This is a genomic window from Fluviibacterium sp. S390 (assembly GCF_049800695.1).
Lineage (GTDB): Bacteria > Pseudomonadota > Alphaproteobacteria > Rhodobacterales > Rhodobacteraceae > Meridianimarinicoccus.
Genome location: NZ_JBNAFN010000011.1, coordinates 26653 through 45210, shown reverse-complemented (window position 1 = coordinate 45210; position 18558 = coordinate 26653). Strand labels below are relative to the sequence as shown.

The 18558-nt window shown below is 61.9% G+C and carries 20 protein-coding genes; 15 read left to right on the top strand and 5 right to left on the bottom strand.

Features of this window, described 5'->3' with window-relative positions; genetic code table 11:
• Window positions 1–117 precede the first annotated feature (117 nt).
• Window positions 118–300 (bottom strand): hypothetical protein, encoded by a 183-nt coding sequence (locus tag ACP15K_RS10490; protein ID WP_193140396.1) that lies wholly within the window; start codon window positions 298–300, stop codon window positions 118–120.
• Between the two features lie 267 nt (window positions 301–567).
• Here ACP15K_RS10490 and rfbC point away from each other — a divergent pair, with 267 nt between their 5' ends.
• The 12 genes from rfbC to ACP15K_RS10430 all read left to right on the top strand — a co-directional run bounded on the left by rfbC (window position 568) and on the right by ACP15K_RS10430 (window position 13737).
• Window positions 568–1131 carry a dTDP-4-dehydrorhamnose 3,5-epimerase gene (gene rfbC / locus ACP15K_RS10485; RefSeq protein ID WP_424990475.1) on the top strand — a complete coding sequence of 188 codons (564 nt, stop codon included), beginning with the start codon at window positions 568–570 and terminating at the stop codon, window positions 1129–1131.
• 4 nt (window positions 1132–1135) lie between these two features.
• Window positions 1136–2185: a dTDP-glucose 4,6-dehydratase gene (gene rfbB / locus ACP15K_RS10480; protein WP_424990474.1), complete on the top strand. Its 1050-nt coding sequence runs from the start codon at window positions 1136–1138 to the stop codon at window positions 2183–2185.
• The gene (gene rfbD / locus ACP15K_RS10475; protein WP_424990473.1) at window positions 2182–3048 is read left to right on the top strand and encodes a dTDP-4-dehydrorhamnose reductase; all 867 of its coding nucleotides are present in this window, start codon (window positions 2182–2184) and stop codon (window positions 3046–3048) included. Before rfbB ends, rfbD begins: the two co-directional genes overlap by 4 nt.
• A 166-nt stretch (window positions 3049–3214) precedes the next feature.
• Window positions 3215–4099 (top strand): glucose-1-phosphate thymidylyltransferase RfbA, encoded by an 885-nt coding sequence (gene rfbA / locus ACP15K_RS10470; RefSeq protein WP_193140400.1) that lies wholly within the window; start codon window positions 3215–3217, stop codon window positions 4097–4099.
• Window positions 4100–4154: 55 nt separating this feature from the next.
• On the top strand, window positions 4155–4928 hold the full coding sequence (locus ACP15K_RS10465) for an ABC transporter permease (protein ID WP_193140401.1): 774 nt from the start codon (window positions 4155–4157) through the stop codon (window positions 4926–4928).
• Between the two features lie 309 nt (window positions 4929–5237).
• Window positions 5238–6638, top strand: a complete 1401-nt coding sequence (locus tag ACP15K_RS10460) for a sugar transporter (RefSeq protein WP_193140402.1) — start codon at window positions 5238–5240, stop codon at window positions 6636–6638.
• 10 nt (window positions 6639–6648) lie between these two features.
• On the top strand, window positions 6649–7314 hold the full coding sequence (locus tag ACP15K_RS10455) for an ABC transporter ATP-binding protein (protein ID WP_193140403.1): 666 nt from the start codon (window positions 6649–6651) through the stop codon (window positions 7312–7314).
• Entirely contained in the window at window positions 7311–8210 is a 900-nt protein-coding gene (locus ACP15K_RS10450) for an NAD-dependent epimerase/dehydratase family protein (RefSeq protein ID WP_424990472.1), read from the top strand. Before ACP15K_RS10455 ends, ACP15K_RS10450 begins: the two co-directional genes overlap by 4 nt.
• Complete coding sequence (locus tag ACP15K_RS10445) at window positions 8207–8809, top strand: sugar transferase (protein WP_193140405.1); 603 nt, start codon at window positions 8207–8209, stop codon at window positions 8807–8809. The genes ACP15K_RS10450 and ACP15K_RS10445 overlap by 4 nt, the downstream gene beginning before the upstream one ends.
• Window positions 8810–9002: 193 nt before the next feature.
• Window positions 9003–10892, top strand: coding sequence for a polysaccharide biosynthesis protein (locus ACP15K_RS10440; protein WP_193140406.1), 1890 nt, complete (start codon window positions 9003–9005; stop codon window positions 10890–10892).
• On the top strand, window positions 10889–13045 hold the full coding sequence (locus tag ACP15K_RS10435) for a YjbH domain-containing protein (RefSeq protein WP_424990471.1): 2157 nt from the start codon (window positions 10889–10891) through the stop codon (window positions 13043–13045). The genes ACP15K_RS10440 and ACP15K_RS10435 overlap by 4 nt, the downstream gene beginning before the upstream one ends.
• Window positions 13042–13737 carry a YjbF family lipoprotein gene (locus ACP15K_RS10430; protein ID WP_424990470.1) on the top strand — a complete coding sequence of 232 codons (696 nt, stop codon included), beginning with the start codon at window positions 13042–13044 and terminating at the stop codon, window positions 13735–13737. The genes ACP15K_RS10435 and ACP15K_RS10430 overlap by 4 nt, the downstream gene beginning before the upstream one ends.
• Window positions 13738–13753: 16 nt before the next feature.
• Here the strand turns inward: ACP15K_RS10430 and fliP are convergent, their stop codons facing one another.
• The 4 genes from fliP to fliF form a co-directional block, all read right to left on the bottom strand.
• The gene (fliP, locus tag ACP15K_RS10425) at window positions 13754–14491 is read right to left on the bottom strand and encodes a flagellar type III secretion system pore protein FliP (RefSeq protein ID WP_193140409.1); all 738 of its coding nucleotides are present in this window, start codon (window positions 14489–14491) and stop codon (window positions 13754–13756) included.
• Window positions 14475–14777: a FliM/FliN family flagellar motor switch protein gene (locus ACP15K_RS10420; RefSeq protein WP_193140410.1), complete on the bottom strand. Its 303-nt coding sequence runs from the start codon at window positions 14775–14777 to the stop codon at window positions 14475–14477. Before ACP15K_RS10420 ends, fliP begins: the two co-directional genes overlap by 17 nt.
• Before the next feature lie 3 nt (window positions 14778–14780).
• Window positions 14781–15272 carry a hypothetical protein gene (locus tag ACP15K_RS10415; RefSeq protein ID WP_424990469.1) on the bottom strand — a complete coding sequence of 164 codons (492 nt, stop codon included), beginning with the start codon at window positions 15270–15272 and terminating at the stop codon, window positions 14781–14783.
• A 104-nt stretch (window positions 15273–15376) separates the two neighbouring features.
• Window positions 15377–16996 (bottom strand): flagellar basal-body MS-ring/collar protein FliF, encoded by a 1620-nt coding sequence (gene fliF / locus ACP15K_RS10410; protein ID WP_424990468.1) that lies wholly within the window; start codon window positions 16994–16996, stop codon window positions 15377–15379.
• 149 nt (window positions 16997–17145) lie between these two features.
• Between fliF and ACP15K_RS10405 the strand changes: the two genes are divergently transcribed.
• From ACP15K_RS10405 to ACP15K_RS10395, 3 genes are all read left to right on the top strand, one after another.
• Complete coding sequence (locus ACP15K_RS10405; protein WP_424990467.1) at window positions 17146–17586, top strand: flagellar basal body-associated FliL family protein; 441 nt, start codon at window positions 17146–17148, stop codon at window positions 17584–17586.
• Entirely contained in the window at window positions 17579–17956 is a 378-nt protein-coding gene (locus ACP15K_RS10400) for a hypothetical protein (RefSeq protein ID WP_424990466.1), read from the top strand. Before ACP15K_RS10405 ends, ACP15K_RS10400 begins: the two co-directional genes overlap by 8 nt.
• Before the next feature lie 92 nt (window positions 17957–18048).
• On the top strand, window positions 18049–18546 hold the full coding sequence (locus ACP15K_RS10395; RefSeq protein ID WP_424990465.1) for a MotE family protein: 498 nt from the start codon (window positions 18049–18051) through the stop codon (window positions 18544–18546).
• Window positions 18547–18558 lie beyond the last annotated feature (12 nt).

Genomic DNA, 18558 nt, shown 5'->3' with positions numbered 1-18558 from the left:
GGGGCATATGCGGGGTCGATACTGACCCGAATATAGAGTCACTTTTCAAAATGACAAAGGCCCCGCGGCACATGTCGCGCCGCGGGGCCCTTTTTTGGGATCGCTAAGGCAAGAACCTTAGTTGTTCGTGGTGGTGCTGCTGTCGCTCGAACCGTTGTTCACAACGACGGCACCCAGAACGATCATGCCGGCAGCAATGCCTGCACCAACTTCCGGGGTGATCTGGCCACCGAAGTCCTGAGCCTGGGCCGAGGTCGAAACGAGCAGGGCGGCCGTGATGGCCAGTGCAATCTTTTTCATGGTCAACTCCAATCTTTGATGACTTGGCTGTAGATTACTACACGTGAGCAAAGCGTAAAGGGGATTCTTCGCGGTGCAGAAAATGTCATGCATCTGCGCTGTCACTGTCACCTTGTTGCCGCATTCTACACCGGACGTGACGGGATGTGCGAAAATATTTGCACGTCCCGTCGAATTCGCCTTGCGGGCGTGCGTCCAATTTCCTGTGTGACGCCCCCGGTTTGCCGGGTTAAAAGGCGGCGAACGGAATGGTGTATGGAGTGAGCGGTGAACGTCGAAGAGACCAGATTGCCAGGCGTGCTGATCGTGACGCCCAAGCGTTTCGGGGACGACCGGGGCTTTTTCTCGGAAGTCTATAACAAGACGGCCTATTTCGCGGCGGGGATCGCGGTGGAATTCGTGCAGGACAACCACTCGCTGTCCCGCGACGTGGGGGTTGTGCGCGGTTTGCACTTTCAGGCGCCGCCCGCGGCGCAGGACAAGCTGGTGCGCGTCGGTGCGGGCCGGGTGCTGGACGTGGCTGTCGATATCCGCAAAGGCTCGCCCACCTATAGCGATTGGATCTCCGTGGAACTTTCCGCCGAAGCCGGCAACCAGTTGTTCATCCCCAAGGGTTTTCTGCACGGTTTCGCCACGCTGGAGCCGAACTCCGAGCTTCTGTACAAATGTTCGGACTTCTACGCGCCGGACTGCGATGGGGCAGTGCGATTCGATGATCCGGATCTTGCCATCGACTGGGGCGTGGACAGCGAAAAGGCGACCCTGTCGGCCAAGGATGCCGCCGCGCCGCTGATGAAGGACTTCGACAGTCCGTTTGTATATGAGGGCTGATGCCATGAAAATTCTCGTCACCGGCGGCGCCGGTTTCATCGGGTCCGCCGTTGTGCGGCTGGCCGTGTCGCGCGGACACACGGTGGTGAACCTTGACGCGCTGACCTATGCCGCCTGTCTCGACAATGTCGCCATGGTGGCCGACAGCCCGCTGTATGCTTTTGAACACGCCGACATTCGCGATGCCGAGGCGCTGAAGCGGATTTTTTCCGAACACAAGCCCGACGCAGTGATGCACCTGGCCGCCGAAAGCCATGTGGATCGCTCCATCGACGGACCGGGGGCGTTCATCGACACCAATGTCATGGGCACCTACCAGATGCTGAACGCGGCCCGCGATTACTGGCTGGCGCAGGGCAAGCCCGAAGGGTTCCGCTTTCACCACATCTCGACGGATGAGGTCTATGGCTCGCTGCCCGCCGACCCTTCGGTGCAGTTCACCGAGGACACGCCTTATGATCCGCGCTCGCCCTATTCGGCGTCCAAGGCCTCGTCTGATCATCTTGTGCGTGCCTGGGGCGAGACCTATGGCCTGCCCTTCGTTCTGACCAATTGTTCCAACAACTACGGCCCGTTCCACTTCCCCGAGAAGCTGATCCCGGTGGTCATCCTGAACGCGCTGGCTGGCAAGCCGCTGCCGATCTATGGCGATGGCTCGAACGTGCGCGACTGGTTGTTCGTGGAAGATCACGCCGATGCACTGCTGACAGTGCTGGAGAAGGGCGAGAACGCCCGCACCTACAACATCGGTGGCGAGAACGAACGCTCGAACCTCGAACTGGTCAGAACGCTGTGTGCGATCCTCGATGAAAAGCGGCCCAAGGCGGACGGCTCCTATGCCGATCAGATCACCTTCGTGACCGATCGCCCCGGCCATGACGCGCGTTACGCCATTGATCCGACCCGGATCCGCACCGAACTGGGCTGGCGCCCCTCGGTGACGGTCGAGGAGGGGCTGGCGCAAACCGTGCAATGGTACCTCGACAACGAGGCCTGGTGGAGGGCCCTGCAAACCCGCGAAGGTGTGGGCGAACGACTGGGCAAGACCGCATGAAGATCCTTGTATTCGGACGCAACGGACAGGTCGCGCGGGAGCTTCAGCGCCGCGCCGGCGGCGTGGAACTGGAGGTCTACGGCTCGGACGAGGCCGATTTTCGGGACACCGCCGCCTGTGTCGCCCGTGTGCAGACCACGGACGCCGATGCGGTGATCAACGCGGCGGCCTATACGGCGGTGGACAAGGCCGAGGAAGAAGAGCCGCTGGCCACCCTGATCAACGGCGACACGCCGGCCGCGCTGGCCAAGGTCTGTGCCGAACGCGGGCTGCCCTTCGTCCAAATCTCCACCGACTATGTCTTTGATGGATCAGGAGAATACCCCTGGTCCGTGGATTCGCCCTCGGGTCCGCTGGGGGCCTATGGCCGCTCCAAGCTGGCGGGGGAAATGGGTGTGCGACAGGCCGGCGGGAACTATGTCATCCTGCGCACGTCGTGGGTTGTCTCGGCGCATGGCCGCAACTTCGTCAAGACCATGCTGAAGCTGGGGGCCGAACGGGACCGGCTGACGATCGTCGCCGATCAGGTTGGCGGGCCTACGTCGGCAGCGGATATCGCCGATGCCTGCCTTGAGATCGCCCGGCAGTTGAAGGCTGATCCCGAGAAATACGGCACCTATCATTTCAGCGGCGGCCCGGATGTCAGCTGGGCCGATTTCGCGCGCGAGATCTTCCGACAGGCGGATCTGAACTGCGAGGTCGCGGACATTCCTTCCTCAGACTTCCCCACGCCGGCGAAAAGGCCCTTCAACTCCCGCATGGACAACAGCCTGACCGAAAGCATTTTCGGCATTTCCCGCCCTGACTGGCGGGTGTCGCTGGCGGCGATTCTGTCCGACATTCAGGCTGGGGATGGTGCGTGACCGGCGCGCCGGGGGCGGACCATCCCGCCCCGGCGCAATGTGACGCAGCGCGGCGGCCAAAGGTTGCCAATTATCCTGCCGCCGGTACAGCGGCACTGTAACAAGGGTTCGGGCCGGGCCATTGCGTCCGCTCAACATGTATTTTCTGGTCGAAGGACAGTCTCACATGACATCGCGCAAGGGCATCATTCTGGCCGGTGGGTCCGGCACGCGGCTTTATCCGATCACGCGCGGCGTGTCGAAACAGCTTCTGCCGATCTATGACAAGCCGATGATCTATTTTCCCATCTCGGTGCTGATGCTGGCCGGCATCCGCGAGATCGCGATGATCACCACCCCGCACGACCAGGAGCAGTTCCAGCGCACGCTGGGCGACGGCAGCCAGTGGGGCGTTTCGCTGGAATATATCGTACAGCCCTCGCCTGACGGGCTGGCGCAGGCCTATCTGCTGGCCGAAGATTTCCTTGATGGTGCGCCCTCGGCGATGGTTCTGGGCGACAACATCTTCTTCGGCCACGGTCTGCCCGAGCTTCTGGCCTCGGCCGGTGCGCAGGACAGCGGTGGCACGGTCTTCGGGTATCGGGTGGCCGACCCCGAGCGCTATGGCGTGGTCGGCTTCGACGCGGATGGCAAGGCTGAAACCATCGTCGAGAAGCCCGAGGTGCCGCCCAGCAACTATGCCGTCACGGGGCTGTATTTCCTGGATGGCAGCGCGCCAGAGCGGGCGCGGCAGGTGCAGCCGTCGCCGCGCGGCGAGCTGGAAATCACCTCGCTGCTGGAACTGTATCTGGCGGATGGTACCCTGCGGGTCGAAAAGATGGGCCGGGGCTATGCCTGGCTGGACACCGGCACCCACGGCAGCCTGCTGGACGCGGGCAATTTCGTGCGCACCCTGACCAAGCGGCAGGGGATGCAGGTTGGTTGCCTGGAAGAAATCGCCTGGTCGCAGGGCTGGATCAGCACCGAAACCCTGTTGGAAGCGGCCGAGCTTTACCGCAAGAATGACTATGGCAAGTACCTGAAGGCGCTGGCCGGCAGCGGCAGCCTCTGAACCGGGAGGCGCGGCAGGGGCGCGGCGCGGTCGCAGGAAAGGACATGGCACGCCCATGATGTTCGATCTTCGAACGCCCCGCGTGATCTCTGCGCTTGTCCTGCGCGAGATGAGCACCACCTACGGGCGCTCGGCGGCAGGTTATCTGTGGGCATTTGCAGAACCGATTGCCGGGATCGCGATCCTGACCGCTGCGTTCAGTTTCATGCTGCGAGATCCCCCACTGGGGAACAGCTTTGCCCTGTTTTATGCGACGGGAATGCTGCCCTTCCTGATGTACATGACGGTGTCGGGGAAGGTGTCGCAGGCCATCCAGTTTTCGCGCCCGCTGCTCAGCTACCCGCGGTTGACCTTTCTGGACGCTGTCTTTGCACGCTTCCTGTTGAACGCGATCACGCAATTGGTCGTCGTATTCACCGTGATGGGGGGGCTATTGCTGATGCAGGACACGCGCCCTGTCATCGACTTTGGCGCGATTTTCCTGTCCTTCGCCATGGCACTGTCTTTCGCCTTTGGGGTCGGGGCTTTGAACTGCCTGCTGTTCGCGTTTTTGCCGTCGTGGCAGATGATCTGGGCGGTGATGAACCGGCCTGCCTTCCTGATTTCGGGGATATTTTTCACTTATGACAGCATGCCCGCGCTGTTGCAGAAATTTCTATGGTTCAATCCGTTGATCCATGTCATCGGGCAGATGCGGATCGGCGTGTACCCAACCTATGCCGGGGCCTATGTGACGCCATGGTACGTCTTTCTCTGCGCGGCCATTCCGGCGGTTGCAGGCATCTTCTTCCTGCGCCGCTATCACAAGAAGATCCTTAACGAGCTATGATTTTGTGCAGGGGTGTTCTGCAGTGCGGCGTTGCGGATGGGTTGGTTGCCAGCCTATGAAGCCTAACACGGATGGAATGAAGGATCGGCCATGACAGCAGGTGAGGGACAGCCGAAACAGCAAGGCCCCGCGCAGGATGCCCCGGCCGGGCAGGCGCAGCCTGCAGAGGCCGGCGCGCCGTCGTCCCGAAATCCCGCGCAAAAGGCGCAAGCAGGTTCAGGACCTGCGGGCAACCAGCCTGCGCAAGGGCAGGGTGGCGGCCAACCCGCGCCTCAGGGGAAGGGTGGCGAGAAACCCGCAGGGGCCGGCTTGGCAGCACAACCCGCGCAGCAACAACCGGCACCTCAGGCGCAAGGGGCCGACGGACCCCAGGGTGGTCAGAAACCGGCCGCCCAGAAGCAACCGGCGCGCCCTGCGCAGGCCCAGCCGGGCGCAGGTGGCGGCCAGAAGAAACCCGCCGCTGGTCCGGGTGCGCAAGGCCAGGCCAAGCCCAAACCCCCGGCAGTTCAGCAGAACAAGCCGCTGGTGAAGCAGGCGCCGACCCCGGCCAAGATCCCGCAGCAACCCCAGCCAACGCCGCAGCCGCGCGTGCCCACGGCGCGTGCCAAGCGACGCCACTGGATGCTGATGTTCAGCTTCATCCTGTTTGTGGTTCTGCCCTCGGCACTGGCCTTCGCCTATCTCTATGTGCAGGCGGCCGATCGCTTTGCCTCGCACGCGGCGTTTTCGGTGCACAAGGAAGACAGCACAAGCTCGTTCGAGATGATGAGCGGCCTGTCGGCGCTGGGGGTGTCGAGCGGAACCACCCCGGACGCGGATATCCTGTACCAGTTCATCCAGTCGCAGAAGATGGTCGAAGCCGTGGACGCGCAGGTCGACTTGCGCAACGCCTTTGGCCGCCACTACAAGGCCGATCCGGTGTTTTCCATCGCTCCGGATGCCAACCTTGAAGACATGGTGGAGTACTGGGAGCGTATCGTCGCGCTGGTGTTCGACGCGGACATCGGGCTGATCTCGATGGAGGTGACCGCCTTTACCCCGACCGAGGCGCAGCGCATCGCCGAGATCATCCTTCAGGAAAGCTCGACCCTGATCCAGCGTCTCAGCAAGATCGCGCGGGATGACACCATCCGGTTGGCGCAGGAAGAGTTGGACATCGCCTCGGCACGCCTGAAGGACGTGCGCCTGCAAATGGCCGAATTCCGTGACATCGAACAGATCGTCGATCCGACGGCGGATATTGCCGGGCAGATGGGGGTCATCTCGGCGCTGCAGCAAAGCCTTGCCGAAGCCATGATCCGCCGCGACCTTCTGATCGGCACCACCCGTGCAGGTGATCCGCGCATCATCCAGGCCGAGCGCGAGATCGAAGCCATTCGCCGCCGGATCGAGGATGAGCGCACCAAGGTCGGCAGCCGCGAGGAGGAAAGCGCCGACGATCTGGCCCGCGTGGTCGGCGACTATGAAAGCCTTGTGGTGGATCGCGAGTTTGCCGAACAATCCTATATTGCGGCGCTGGCGGCCTATGACAGTGCGGTGGCCGAAGCCCGGCGCAAAAGCCGGTACCTGGCCGTGCATATCGAACCGACGCTGGCCGAAACCGCGATCTACCCCCGGCGCCTGACCCTTGGTCTGCTGTTCAGCGGCTTCACCTTCATGGTCTGGATGCTGGTGGTCCTGACGCTTTATTCCATCCGGGATCGCCGCTAGGCGCGGCACCATGATCGAGTTTCGCAACCTCACCAAATCCTACCGCACCGATGCAGGCCGCAAGGTGGTGCTGGACAATTGCACCATCACCTTTCCCTCGGGCAAGGTCATCGGCCTGCTGGGCCGCAACGGCGCGGGCAAATCCACGCTGCTGCGGCTGATTGCAGGCACGCAGGACGTGGATTCGGGCGAGATCATCCGCCACGGCACCGTGTCCTATCCCATCGGCTTTGCGGGCTCGTTCCACCCCGATCTGACCGGCGCCCAGAACGCGCGCTTCGTGGCGCGGATCTATGGCGCGGACACCGATGCGCTGGCGGATTACGTGATGGATTTCACCGAGCTGGGCGAGTTCTATCATATGCCCCTGCGCACGTATTCCTCGGGGATGCGGGCGCGGCTGGCCTTCGGGATCTCGATGGGCCTGCCATTTGACACCTATCTGATCGACGAGGTGACCTCGGTCGGGGATCAGGCGTTTCGCGACAAGGCCGAGCGGGTCTTCAAATCGAAGATTTCCAGCGCCGGGGCGATCATGGTCAGCCACGGGATGGGCCAGATCCGCAGCATGTGCGACGAGGCCGCCGTGCTGGATCGGGGCAAGATGACCTATTTCGACAATGTGAACGACGCCATCGCGTTCCACGAACGCAACATGCGGGAACAGCAGCGGTGACGCGGCCGCGTGTGCTTGTCCTGGGCGCTGGCGGACGGGTCGGCACTCTGCTGCGCGCTGCCTGGGATCGGCGCGGGGCAGAACTGGTGGTGCAATCGCGGCGTAACCTGGGGCCAGGCACGCTTGCACTGGCGCCCGAGGTGGCCGGTGCGGCGGCTCTTGCCACGGCCCTGACGGCGCAGCGCCCGGATCTGGTGGTCTGCCTGTGGGGCGCTGTTCCGGGCGCGCAAGAGGCGGATTTCACGCGCAATACCCGTCTGGCGGAGCTGGCTTTTCGTGCGTCCGCCCAAGCCGGAATCGCCCGCTTCGTGGCGCTGTCTACCGGGGCTGTCTACGGGCCCAAAGACAGCCACGCCTTTTGCGAAGACGACACCCTGGCGGGAACCTCGCCCTACGCCCGGTCGAAAATCGCGATGGAGCGGCGCTTGCGCGATCTGGCCACGGCCGACGCCCCGGCGCTGACCACCTTGCGGCTGGCCAACCTGTTCGGGGCCGATCAACTGGCCGTGGCGATGCGCAACGCCCGTACCGAGACACCGCTGAAGCTGGATCAATTCCCCGATGGCACCGGCCCACGACGCAGTTATGCCTCCGGCAGGCTGCTTGCTGCCCTGTTGCAAGCGCTTGCCGACGCAGACCCGACACGCTTGCCGCCGGTTCTGAATGTGGCGGACAGTGCGGCAGGGGTGGACATGGCGGCGGTTCTGGACGCGATGCAGGCCGCGGGGCATCCGGTGGCGTGGCAATGGACGCCAGCGCCGCCAACGGCCCTGCATGCGCATCTTCTGGACACGCGCACCCTGTTTCAGACCTTTCCCGCGCTGCAACAGGTCCGCTGTCACGATGCGGGCGCACTGGTGCGGCAGACGCCGTTTGCTGCCGAGACAACCCGATGACCCCCGCCAAACGCCTGATGGACCTGACGATCGCGCTGATCTTCGGCGTCCTGTTCCTGCCACTGGGGCTTGGCATTGCCGTTGTGATCCTGCTGCGTGATGGCCGTCCGATCCTGTACCGGTCCGAGCGGATGAAGACCGCCACGCAGGGCTTCACCTTGCTGAAATTCCGCACCATGCGCCTTGATCCGGCAGACGCAGGCGTGACCGGGGGTGACAAGTCCGACCGGATCACCCGCACCGGACGCTGGTTGCGGGCGCATCGGCTGGACGAGCTGCCGCAGCTTTGGAACGTGCTGAGGGGCGACATCAGCCTGGTCGGCCCGCGCCCGCCCCTGCGCCTGTATGTCGAGGCGGAACCGGCGCTGTATTCGGCGGTGTTGCGCAGCCGTCCCGGCCTGACCGGTCTGGCGACCCTGGTCTATCACCGCCACGAATCGCGGATTCTGGCGCGCTGCCAGACGCCGGAAGAGACGCACGAGACCTACCTGCGCCGCTGCGTTCCGGCCAAGGCGCGGCTTGATCTGATCTACTGCGACAACCGCAACGTGTGTCTTGATCTGGTTCTGCTGTGGCGGACCCTGCGGGCCATCCTCTGAGCGCTTTCGCACTTGCGGCAGTTCTGCCACGAAAGCGGGCATTCGTGGCGAGTCTTTGCCGGTTGCATGCTCTTTGGGCGCGAAACTCTTGCGACGGAAGGGCCGCGTCTGCTACCCCTGAAAGGACTGAAAGCGTTTTTTTAGAAGTTATTACACGTATCTCGTGACACAGATAGGACCAGGTTTGGCGCCCATGAAAAAGGCACTCGCAAAGGCGTTGGGACCTCTCAGCCGGCTTGCGCAGGTGCAGAAAATCCGGATCATGTTGGCAGTGGATGCCTTGCTCATTCCACTGTCTCTCTATGTGACGGTCGCGGTCTTCGAGAACACGTTTCTGATCTCGTCCCAGGCCCTGCACGATTGGGAGATCGTCCCGATCCTCGTGGTGATCGGGGTTCTGTGTTCCTACACGCTGGGCCTGCCCCGCATTCAGTTGAACGACTATGAAACCGCCGGGCTGCCGCGCGGCGCGGTCCTGTCGGCGATCCTTGCGGTGTCGGCCTTCGGATTGAACGAACTGGCCGATGGCTCGATCCCTCCGGGGGCTTTCCTTGGCTTCGGCGTCGTGATGTTCATGGGCCTGCTGATGTCGCGCGTGACCATGCGCGCCATGCTGATCGCGGTCCTGACCTCGCAGACGCCGCGCATGTCGATCCTGATCTACGGGGCCGGACGCACGGGCATGCAGTTGGCCGCGGCCCTGCGCCACGATCACCGGGTGCAGCCCGTGGCCTTCATCGACGACAATCCTGCGCTGCGGCACATGTCGGTGATGGGGCTGCCGGTGCTGTCGCCGGCCAATCTGGAAGAGACCATCCGCAAGAAAAAGATCGAGCGGGTGATCCTGGCCATGCCCTCGCTGACGTCGCCGCGCAAGCTGCGCATGTTCCGGCGCCTGTCGCCGCTTGGGGTCGAGGTTCAGGCGCTGCCGTCGTTCGCACAACTGGTCGGGGCCGAGGCGCTGGTGGAAAAGCTGACCCCGGTGAATCCCGAGGATTTCCTGGAGCGGACGCAATTCGATGGCGCGCTGGAAACCGCCGAGCACGCCTATGCGGGCAAATCGGTGCTGGTGACCGGTGCCGGCGGCTCGATCGGATCGGAACTGTGCCGCCACGTACTGGCCTGCAAGCCCGCGCATCTGGTGCTGCTCGATCACTCGGAACTGGCACTGTACAACATCAGCGCCGAGATCGAGGCCGCACCGGGCAACACAAAAATCCATGCGGTCCTGGGCAGCGTCGACAATCCCGGTCTGTGCCGCAAGGTTTTGCACGCCCATGACGTGGACGTGGTGTTGCATGCCGCGGCCTACAAGCACGTTCCCATCGTCGAACAGAATCCGTTCGTGGGTCTGCAGAACAATGTCTTCGGAACCAAGGTTCTGGCCGATGCAGCACGGGCCAAGGGCGTAGAACGCTTCCTTCTGGTGTCGACGGACAAGGCGGTGCGTCCGCGCAACGTGATGGGCGCCTCGAAGCGGTTGGCCGAACTGGTGATCCAGGACATGGCCGCCCGTAGCACGACAACCCTGTTCTCGATGGTGCGTTTCGGCAATGTGCTGGGCTCGTCGGGGTCGGTCATTCCATTGTTCGAGCAGCAGATCGCCAATGGCGGGCCCGTGACCCTGACCGATCGGTCTGTCACCCGGTACTTCATGACCATTCCCGAGGCCACCCGCCTTGTGCTGATTTCCTGCGCACTGGCGCGTGGCGGCGATGTGTTCGTGCTGGACATGGGCAAACCGGTGGAAATCCGGAAGCTGGCGCAGCAGATGATCACCTCTGCCGGATACACGGTGCGGGACGAAACCAATCCCGACGGCGATATCGAGATCTGCGTCACCGGCCTGCGACCCGGTGAGAAGTTGCATGAGGAACTGCTTATCGGCGATGAAAGGGTCACCACGGCGCACCCGAAGATCATGCGAGCCCTTGAGCAGGGGCTGTCCGAGATCGAGGTCGCCACGGCCCTGCGCGAACTGCGGGCCGCAATCGAGGCAAATGACGGTGATGCCGTGAGCGCGACCCTGTCCCGTTGGGTTGAAGGCGCACAGCACCCGATACGAGTAACGACAGGCGCTTGAGTTTGAACACATCGGTCTTTCCGCGCGGCGTCCGGCCCCTCTGCACGCTTGCCGCCGTCTGTGCTGCAACTGGCTGGGGAGCGGCGGCGGATATCGCCAAGCCCACGGTCACAAGGACCGAATTGGGGTTCTACGGTCTGCCCAGCGTGATCGACATGCCGACGGCGGACATGATGCCCGATGGCGAATTTGCCTTCACGGCGTCGACATTCGCCGGACAGACCCGCAGCACGCTGGCCTTCCAGATCGCTCCACGGCTGATGGGCAGCTTTCGCTACAGCAGCATTCGCAACTGGAACTCCGACGGGTTCGATACCTACTATGATCGCAGCTTCGATCTGCGGTTGCAGCTTCTGACCGAAACCGCGCGCCGCCCGTCGATCACGATCGGGCTTCAGGACTTTATCGGCACCGGGGTGTATTCGGGCGAGTTCATCGCGGCCAGCAAGTCCTTCGGCGACAGTCTGACCGTCAGCGGTGGCCTGGGATGGGGACGGCTGGGCAGCTACAACCCGATTGGCTCTACCGGGACGCGACCGGTAACGACGCCGGATGAGGTTGGCACCGGCGGTACCGTCAATTCGGACGTCTGGTTTCGCGGCGACGTGGCGCTGTTCGGGGGCGTCGTCTGGCGCCCGACACCGAAATGGACCTTTCATGCCGAGTATTCGTCGGATGCCTATGTTCAGGAAACCGAACAGCGCGACATCTTCGACCGGAAATCGCCGCTCAACTTCGGGGCGGAATATGCCATTTCCCGCGATTTCAAGGTCGGTGGCTATTTCATGTATGGCTCCGAGATCGGGGTGCAGCTTCAGGTCAACCTGAACCCCGCCCGCCCGCCGGTTGTCGGCGGGCAGGAGCCTGCGGGGTCGCCGGTCTATCAGCGGCCCTCGCGCGCTCAAGCGCCGGAGCTTTACACCACGGCCTGGGTCGGTTCGGAGCCCACCCGCATCACGATCCGCGATGCCCTGGCCGATGCCCTTCTGGCCGAAGGGATGGAGATGGAGGCGCTGCACCTGGACGCCACCGAAGCCACGCTTTACCTGCGCAACAAGGGCTACCGCTCCGGTGCGCAGGCGATCGGGCGCAGCCTGCGCCTGATGTCGACCGTCATGCCGCCCTCGGTTGATACATTCACCATCGTGCCGATGGTGACGGGGCTGGAACTGCCTTCGGTTACCTATGCGCGCAGCGCGGTGGAGCAGAACGTCATTCAGGCCGATGGGGCCGAGCAGATGCTGGCAATCGCGGCGTTCGGCACAGCGCCCGATGAACCCGCCGCAGAGGACTATGCGCCCTTCGTCTATCCCCGGTTCACCTGGTCGCTGGGGCCGTATGTCAGCACGTCGCTGTTTGATCCGGCCAACCCGTTCCGGATGGATGTCGGGGTTCAGTTGACCGGCGCGTGGCAGCCCGCACCGGGATGGCTGTTTGCGGGGACCGTGCAGAAAAAACTGATCGGCAACCTGGATCAGAACAGCGAAACCTCGGCGTCGACGCTGCCGCACGTGCGCAGCGACTTCACGCTTTACAACAAGTACGGCGATCCGGCGATGCGGGATCTGTACGGCGCCTATTACTTTCAGGGCAGTTCGGAAGTCTACGGCCGCCTGACCGCCGGTTATCTTGAGCGCATGTATGCCGGTGTCTCGGGCGAGGTGCTTTGGGCCCCGTTTGACAAACGCTATGCCCTCGGCGCCGAGTTGAACTATGTCAAGCAGCGCGACTATGACGGCGGCTTCGGGATGCTGGACTATGAAGTCGCGACCGGCTTCGTTACGGGCTATTGGCAGTTCACCGATGACTTCTTTGCCCGGCTTGACGTGGGCCGCTATCTGGCCGGCGATGTCGGCGCGACCCTTGGGCTGGAACGAACATTCGCCAACGGCTGGAAGATCGGCGCCTTCGCCACCAAGACCGACGTGTCGGCCGAGGACTTTGGCGAAGGATCCTTCGACAAGGGCATCGTCATGGAAATTCCCATCGACTGGTTCCTGGGGCGTCCCACGCGGGTGACAGAGCGTATAGTCATCCGGCCGTTGACCCGCGACGGCGGTGCACGCGTGGATGTGCCGGGGCAGCTCTATCAGGCCGTGTACGACAGCCGGAAGTACAAGTTGGAAGAGCAATGGGGACAGTTCTGGAGATGACGATGTGCACTCGCCTGTCCCTCGCCCTGCGGTTCTGTACGGTTGGTCTGGTCTTCGGACTGGCCGGTTGCAGTTCCGAACCCACCGGCCAGGCGCCCGACCAGCTTTTGGCTCAGGTTACCGAATCGTTGTTTTCATCCGGCAACCGGGAGGCGTCCGAGGTGCGCGACATCTCGGAACTGACCCGCGCGGCAATCGCCGATGTCACCATTCCCCTGATCCTGTTCGAACTGCCGGATCAGGGTGTCGCGACCACGTTGAAGGTCTGGTACCAGGATGGGGCCTTCATCTATTGGCGGTCGGCGGATGGCGGCTCTCTGATCCTCGACGACGGCGTGATTTTCGCGACGCGAGGCATCGGCTGGGATCTGATGGCGGCCGAGACACGCCAGACCGCAGCACTGGTTCGTCAGGGCCGCGGGGCCGAGTATTCGCGCAGCTATCGCCACCTTGACGGGTTGAACCAGATGATTGTGCGCGACATGACCTGTCGCTTTCAAAGGGCGGGATCCGAAACCATCGTGGTGCTGGAGCGACGTCACGCGGTGACCCGCTTTGAAGAAAGCTGTCAGGACGGTACCCTGGCCTTCACCAATCTCTACTGGGCGGGATCCGACGGATTCCTGTGGAAGTCGCGCCAGTGGATCGGGGAAAAGCTGGGCAGCGCCACAATCCAGCGTCTGATCCGCTAGGCCAGGTACCGCGGCATCACATGTAGCCGCGGACAAGTGCGGCCGAAACCAGCGTCCAACCATCCGCCACAACAAAGAACGCCAGTTTGAATGGCAGGGACACGATGGCGGGTGGCACCATCATCATGCCCATCGACATGAGGATGGCGGCGACCACAAGGTCGATGATGAGGAACGGCAGGAAGATCATGAAGCCGACCTCGAAAGCGCGCGTCATCTCGCTGAGCAGGAACGAAGGCACCAGCAGGGACAGCGGAGAGGTCGGGCTTGGCGCAAGCGTGTCCTCGGCCCGCAATTCCGCCAGGTGTTGATAGGTTTCCGGATCCACGCGCGCGGTCATGAAGATGCGAAACGGTTCCAGGGTTCTCAGGAATGCGTCCTCGAACGGCAGGGTTCCCTGTACCGCGGGGCCAAGCCCAACGCGCCAGGCTTCGGAAAACACCGGCTCCATCACGAAATAGGTCAGGAACAGCGCCAGCGAGACAATGAGCATGTTCGGTGGCGATTGTTGCAGGCCGATGGCGTGACGCAGGATCGACAGAACCGTCGCGATGAACGGGAAACAGGTCACGACGATCAAGAGCGCCGGCGCCACGCCAATCGCGGCGATCAGAAGGAACAGGAGAACACCCTGACCCGAGACCGTGCCGTTGCCGATCAGATCCATGGGCAGATCCTGCCCTGCAGCCGTCCCGGCCCAGAACAGGCAAAGGGCGCCAAGCAGCCCGGCGCCAAGTTTACGACACTGCGCCATCACGGATCACCTCGGTCAGGCGCACCACCAACTGTCCAGCAGGACCGTCTTCGGCGGCTTCCAGCACCCCTCGGGCGATGATCCGGTCGCCGATGAACAGTTCCACCGGATCGTCGATCTTGCGGTCGAGTTCCAGAACCGACTCCGGCCCGAACGCCAGCAACTCCTGAATGGAGGGGTGGGCGCGGCCCACGGACACCCGGATCTCGATAGGCACATCTTCGAAAGGATTCGAGGTCGGGGAGGTTCGCCCCTCTGAAACAGCAGGATTGATGCCGGTCGTCATCGGTTATTCCTTTCTGTGAGAGGCAAAAAAGCTCTCGATGCGTGTTTCGATTTCGCCAAGCATCCGCGACACATCGGTCAGGCGGGAGGCGCCGTGCAACGTGGTGATGACTTGCCCTTCAGCGAGGCTTGCGTCCGTGGTGATCTGGACCGCCTCGGCCAGGTCCGGGGGAAGAAGCGCGGAAACCTCGGCGCGGGTGCTTTCGCAGGCCTGAATCTCCAGTTGGGCATCGCCGGTTTCCGAAAGGTTGGCCCGGATCAGATCCAGGACAATTTCCGGAAAATGTGCTTGTGCGACTTCGGGGAGTGTTTTCCGGGCAAGCCCGCACAAGAGCGGCTCGATTTCCCGCAAGAGATCCTGACACGCGGACTCATAGGTCGTTGTCGACGCCTTGATCGCATCCTGAACGGTGCTGCAGAAAGAGAGTTTGTCTGCATCCAGTGCTTTGCGCGCATCATCCCAGCCGGATTTGTAGCCATTTTCAAACGCCTCCAATTTGAGGCCTTCTGTCGTGGCCGCGTCCCCCTCGAACACGTCAGGCCCGGACCCCGGCGCAGAGAAGTCGCGCAAATGGATGCTGTTCCTGGGTGAAGCAACCATCAAACGGGGCTCTCTTCGAGCCAACTGCGCAGAACCTCGACCGTGTCGGACTGCCGCTGATCCACAAGTTCAACAAGGGAGTTGTTTGCAGGCTGTTGCGTCGTCCCGGAGGTCTTGGATGGTCCGTCAGGATCGGAAGCATCCGCAACGGGCAGTGATTTCATGCGCGCCTGGGGGCTCGGGACATCCGTTGCTGTCATTGGATAGGAAGCGCGTTCAGGTGTATCCGGTGCAATAACCTGGCCAGGTTCATGGGGCAGCACCGAGAGTGCGGTTCCTGATGTCGCCTCTTCACGCCTGCTGGACGCAAAAGGCCGAACCACGAAGATCCCGATGACCACGGCGGCGATGGCAAACAACAGGGTCTTCAGCAGTTGCGAGATGTCCAGCGACGACAAGGATAACAGGGAGGCCGCGGGAACCTCGCCCTCGGCTGCCGGAGGTGAGAACGGAAGCGCCTTGACGGTGACGCGGTCGCCCCGCTCCTGATTGATGCCGACCGCCGAGGTCACCAACTCGCCGATTTGCAACAGTTCCTCTTCGATCTGGGCGGGATCGCCTTCAACCGAAGCAAGGTTCACCAGAACGGCGACCGAGATACGCTGAACCGATCCGGGCGGCTTGCTGGTTTCTCGCGTAACCTGAGAGACCTCGTAGTTGGTTGTTTCGCGGCTGGACGTGGATTCGGTGCGGGTCTGCCGATCCTGCCCCGCGGCGTCTCCGTCCGGCAGGTTGCTGGCAACCCCCACCGAGGCACCGTCAGACGACGATTCGCTTCGGCTGGAATCCTCGGAATCCACACTGATGGCGACACGCGAATCCGGCGTGATCAGGCGTTCTACCACCGTTTCTTCGTTCTTGACCGTGTCGACAGCCACTTCGACGATGGCGTTGCCACGGCCGACGCGTGCATCGACGAGGCGCTCGACCTTCTTGCGGAAGGCTTCGGACAGTTCAACCTCCAGCGACGAGTAGTCCCTTTCGCTGCTGAACTCCGTCCCGTTCCGCGCGTCGATGATCGCCACGGCATCCCGGTCAAGGCCCTGGACAGATGATGACACCAGGGATCTTACCGCCTCTGCCATCTGCGGCGATAGGGATCCGGTGACCGGGGTCAGGGAGACCGACGCAGACACGGCCAGGTTGCTGGAAAACCCCTGTGACGTGGGTGTCGAAAGATGCACGCGCGCGCCCTTTATCAGCGGGCTGGCGGTGATTGTTCGTGCCAGTTCCCCTTCGATCGCGCGCCAGTACGTGGCGTCGAACATCCGGGAGGTGGTGCCGAACCCTGGCAGGGTCTCGAGCAGCTCGAAGCCGACGCCACCGGTGCTCGCGACGCCATCCAGGGCCAGGCTCATGCGCAGGGCGTCACGCTCTGTGGCCCGCACATAGATGGAATCACCCTGAATGGTGTAATCCACATTGCGCTGAGCAAGCGTGTCCAGGATCTGACCGGCCAATTGCGGCTCAAGCCGCGAGTACAGAAGTGCCATGGACGGCGCGAACGGGCGGACCAGCGCCAACATGATGGCGAACGACAGGACCGAAAAGGCAATTGCGGCACTGAGACCCTTGTGCCGCATGATGCGAGAAAGAACGGATTCCAGAATATTTTTCATAGCACCCAAACGCTGCCGGATTGTGACCGCCTCTGATATGGCATCCGCGTTTTAACAACTGGTTAGCTGTGTTGGCTTTACAGATGAGTTCGCGGCGAGTCGAAGAAGGCAGAATTGTCGCGAGACATTCGTCGAGAAGGAGCATGGTGTTGTCGAAAAAAACTGTCGCCCTGTTGCTTGGCTGTTTCTCTCTCGGGGCAGTGGCCGGATATGCGGTTCTGGAGCCGCGCCTGGGTGCAATCCTTGCGGTCAGATCAAATAAAACCGACGTGTACACTGAAACGGAAGTTGAGATGGGCACATTTCCGTTGCCGCCAATACTGGTTCCGGTTTCCTCCACTGGACCTGAAAGGCAACTTCGCTTGGAATTGGCAATCGCGGGATTGCCGGAAAGCATGAAAGAAATCGAATCAAGATCGTCATTCTTTACGGACGTTGTCTCGCAGTATGTGCGGTCGGTGGAGGTGTCTCAGATTGATGATCCAGGCGAAATAGCAGAGCTTCGCGCACAACTTCTTCGTCGACTGCAAACCGTCTCAAGCCCCGAGCTTGTTCGGGAAATATACCTGACGAAATTCATGATTGGATGAGGGAATGGGGATGATTGCCGACTCGCTTCTGATCGCTGCGGCCCTTTCGGCCGCAATATACTGCATTGTCCTGTCACGAAAGCTCAACAGGTTTTCAAACCATTCGGATGGGATTGGCTTGGAAATAAAGGCACTTTCCGACCAAGTTCAAGCTCTGAACGAAACTCTGGAGAAAACCCTGCAAAGCGTAGATTCTTCCTCCGAGTCTTTGGCGCGAAACCTTGAAAAAGGGGAGGCTGCCAAGAAGAGCTTGGAACTCCTTCTCGCCTCACTCCATGATTTACCCGGTGACAATCCGGACAAAGAACGGGCCGAGCCGGTTTTTGCGCGACGCGCGCCGGACGCAACGTCTCGTGCGGAACGAGGGTGAAAAATATGGCGAAACCATCGTGGCCAACCAGAAAACTCTCGTTCGGGAAAGTGATTGCGTTTCTTTTCATTGCCTCATGTCTAATCAGAATCATGGAAAGTGACTTCCTGGTAAAGGCAAGCGACTTGGTTGGTGAAATGAAAAACTCTGACCCGTATCCCGGTGCTAGGGAGGCGATTGATCCTGCGATTGAAGATCTTATTGCAGATCTTTCGACACGAGAGAAACGTCTGGACGAGCAAGCGAGACAACTGGATATCCGCAGCCGGCAAGTGTCCGAGATGGAGCAGGAACTGGCCGTTGCGATATCCAGGCTTCAGGAGTCCGAAGAGAATCTATCGCAGACGATTGAAATTGCACGGGACGCATCCAGTGGCGACATCGAAAGACTTGTGGGCATCTATACGAACATGAAGCCCAAGGATGCAGCGGTGATTTTTGAGCAGATGCCACCAGGCTTTTCGGCCGGGTTCCTCACGCAGATGGATCCAAGTGTGGCCGCCGGAATTGTCTCTAACATGTCGCCCAATTCTGCATTTGCCGTGTCTGTCCATGTCGCGGGTCGGAACATGGATGTACCGTCCAACTAATCAATTTTGGTA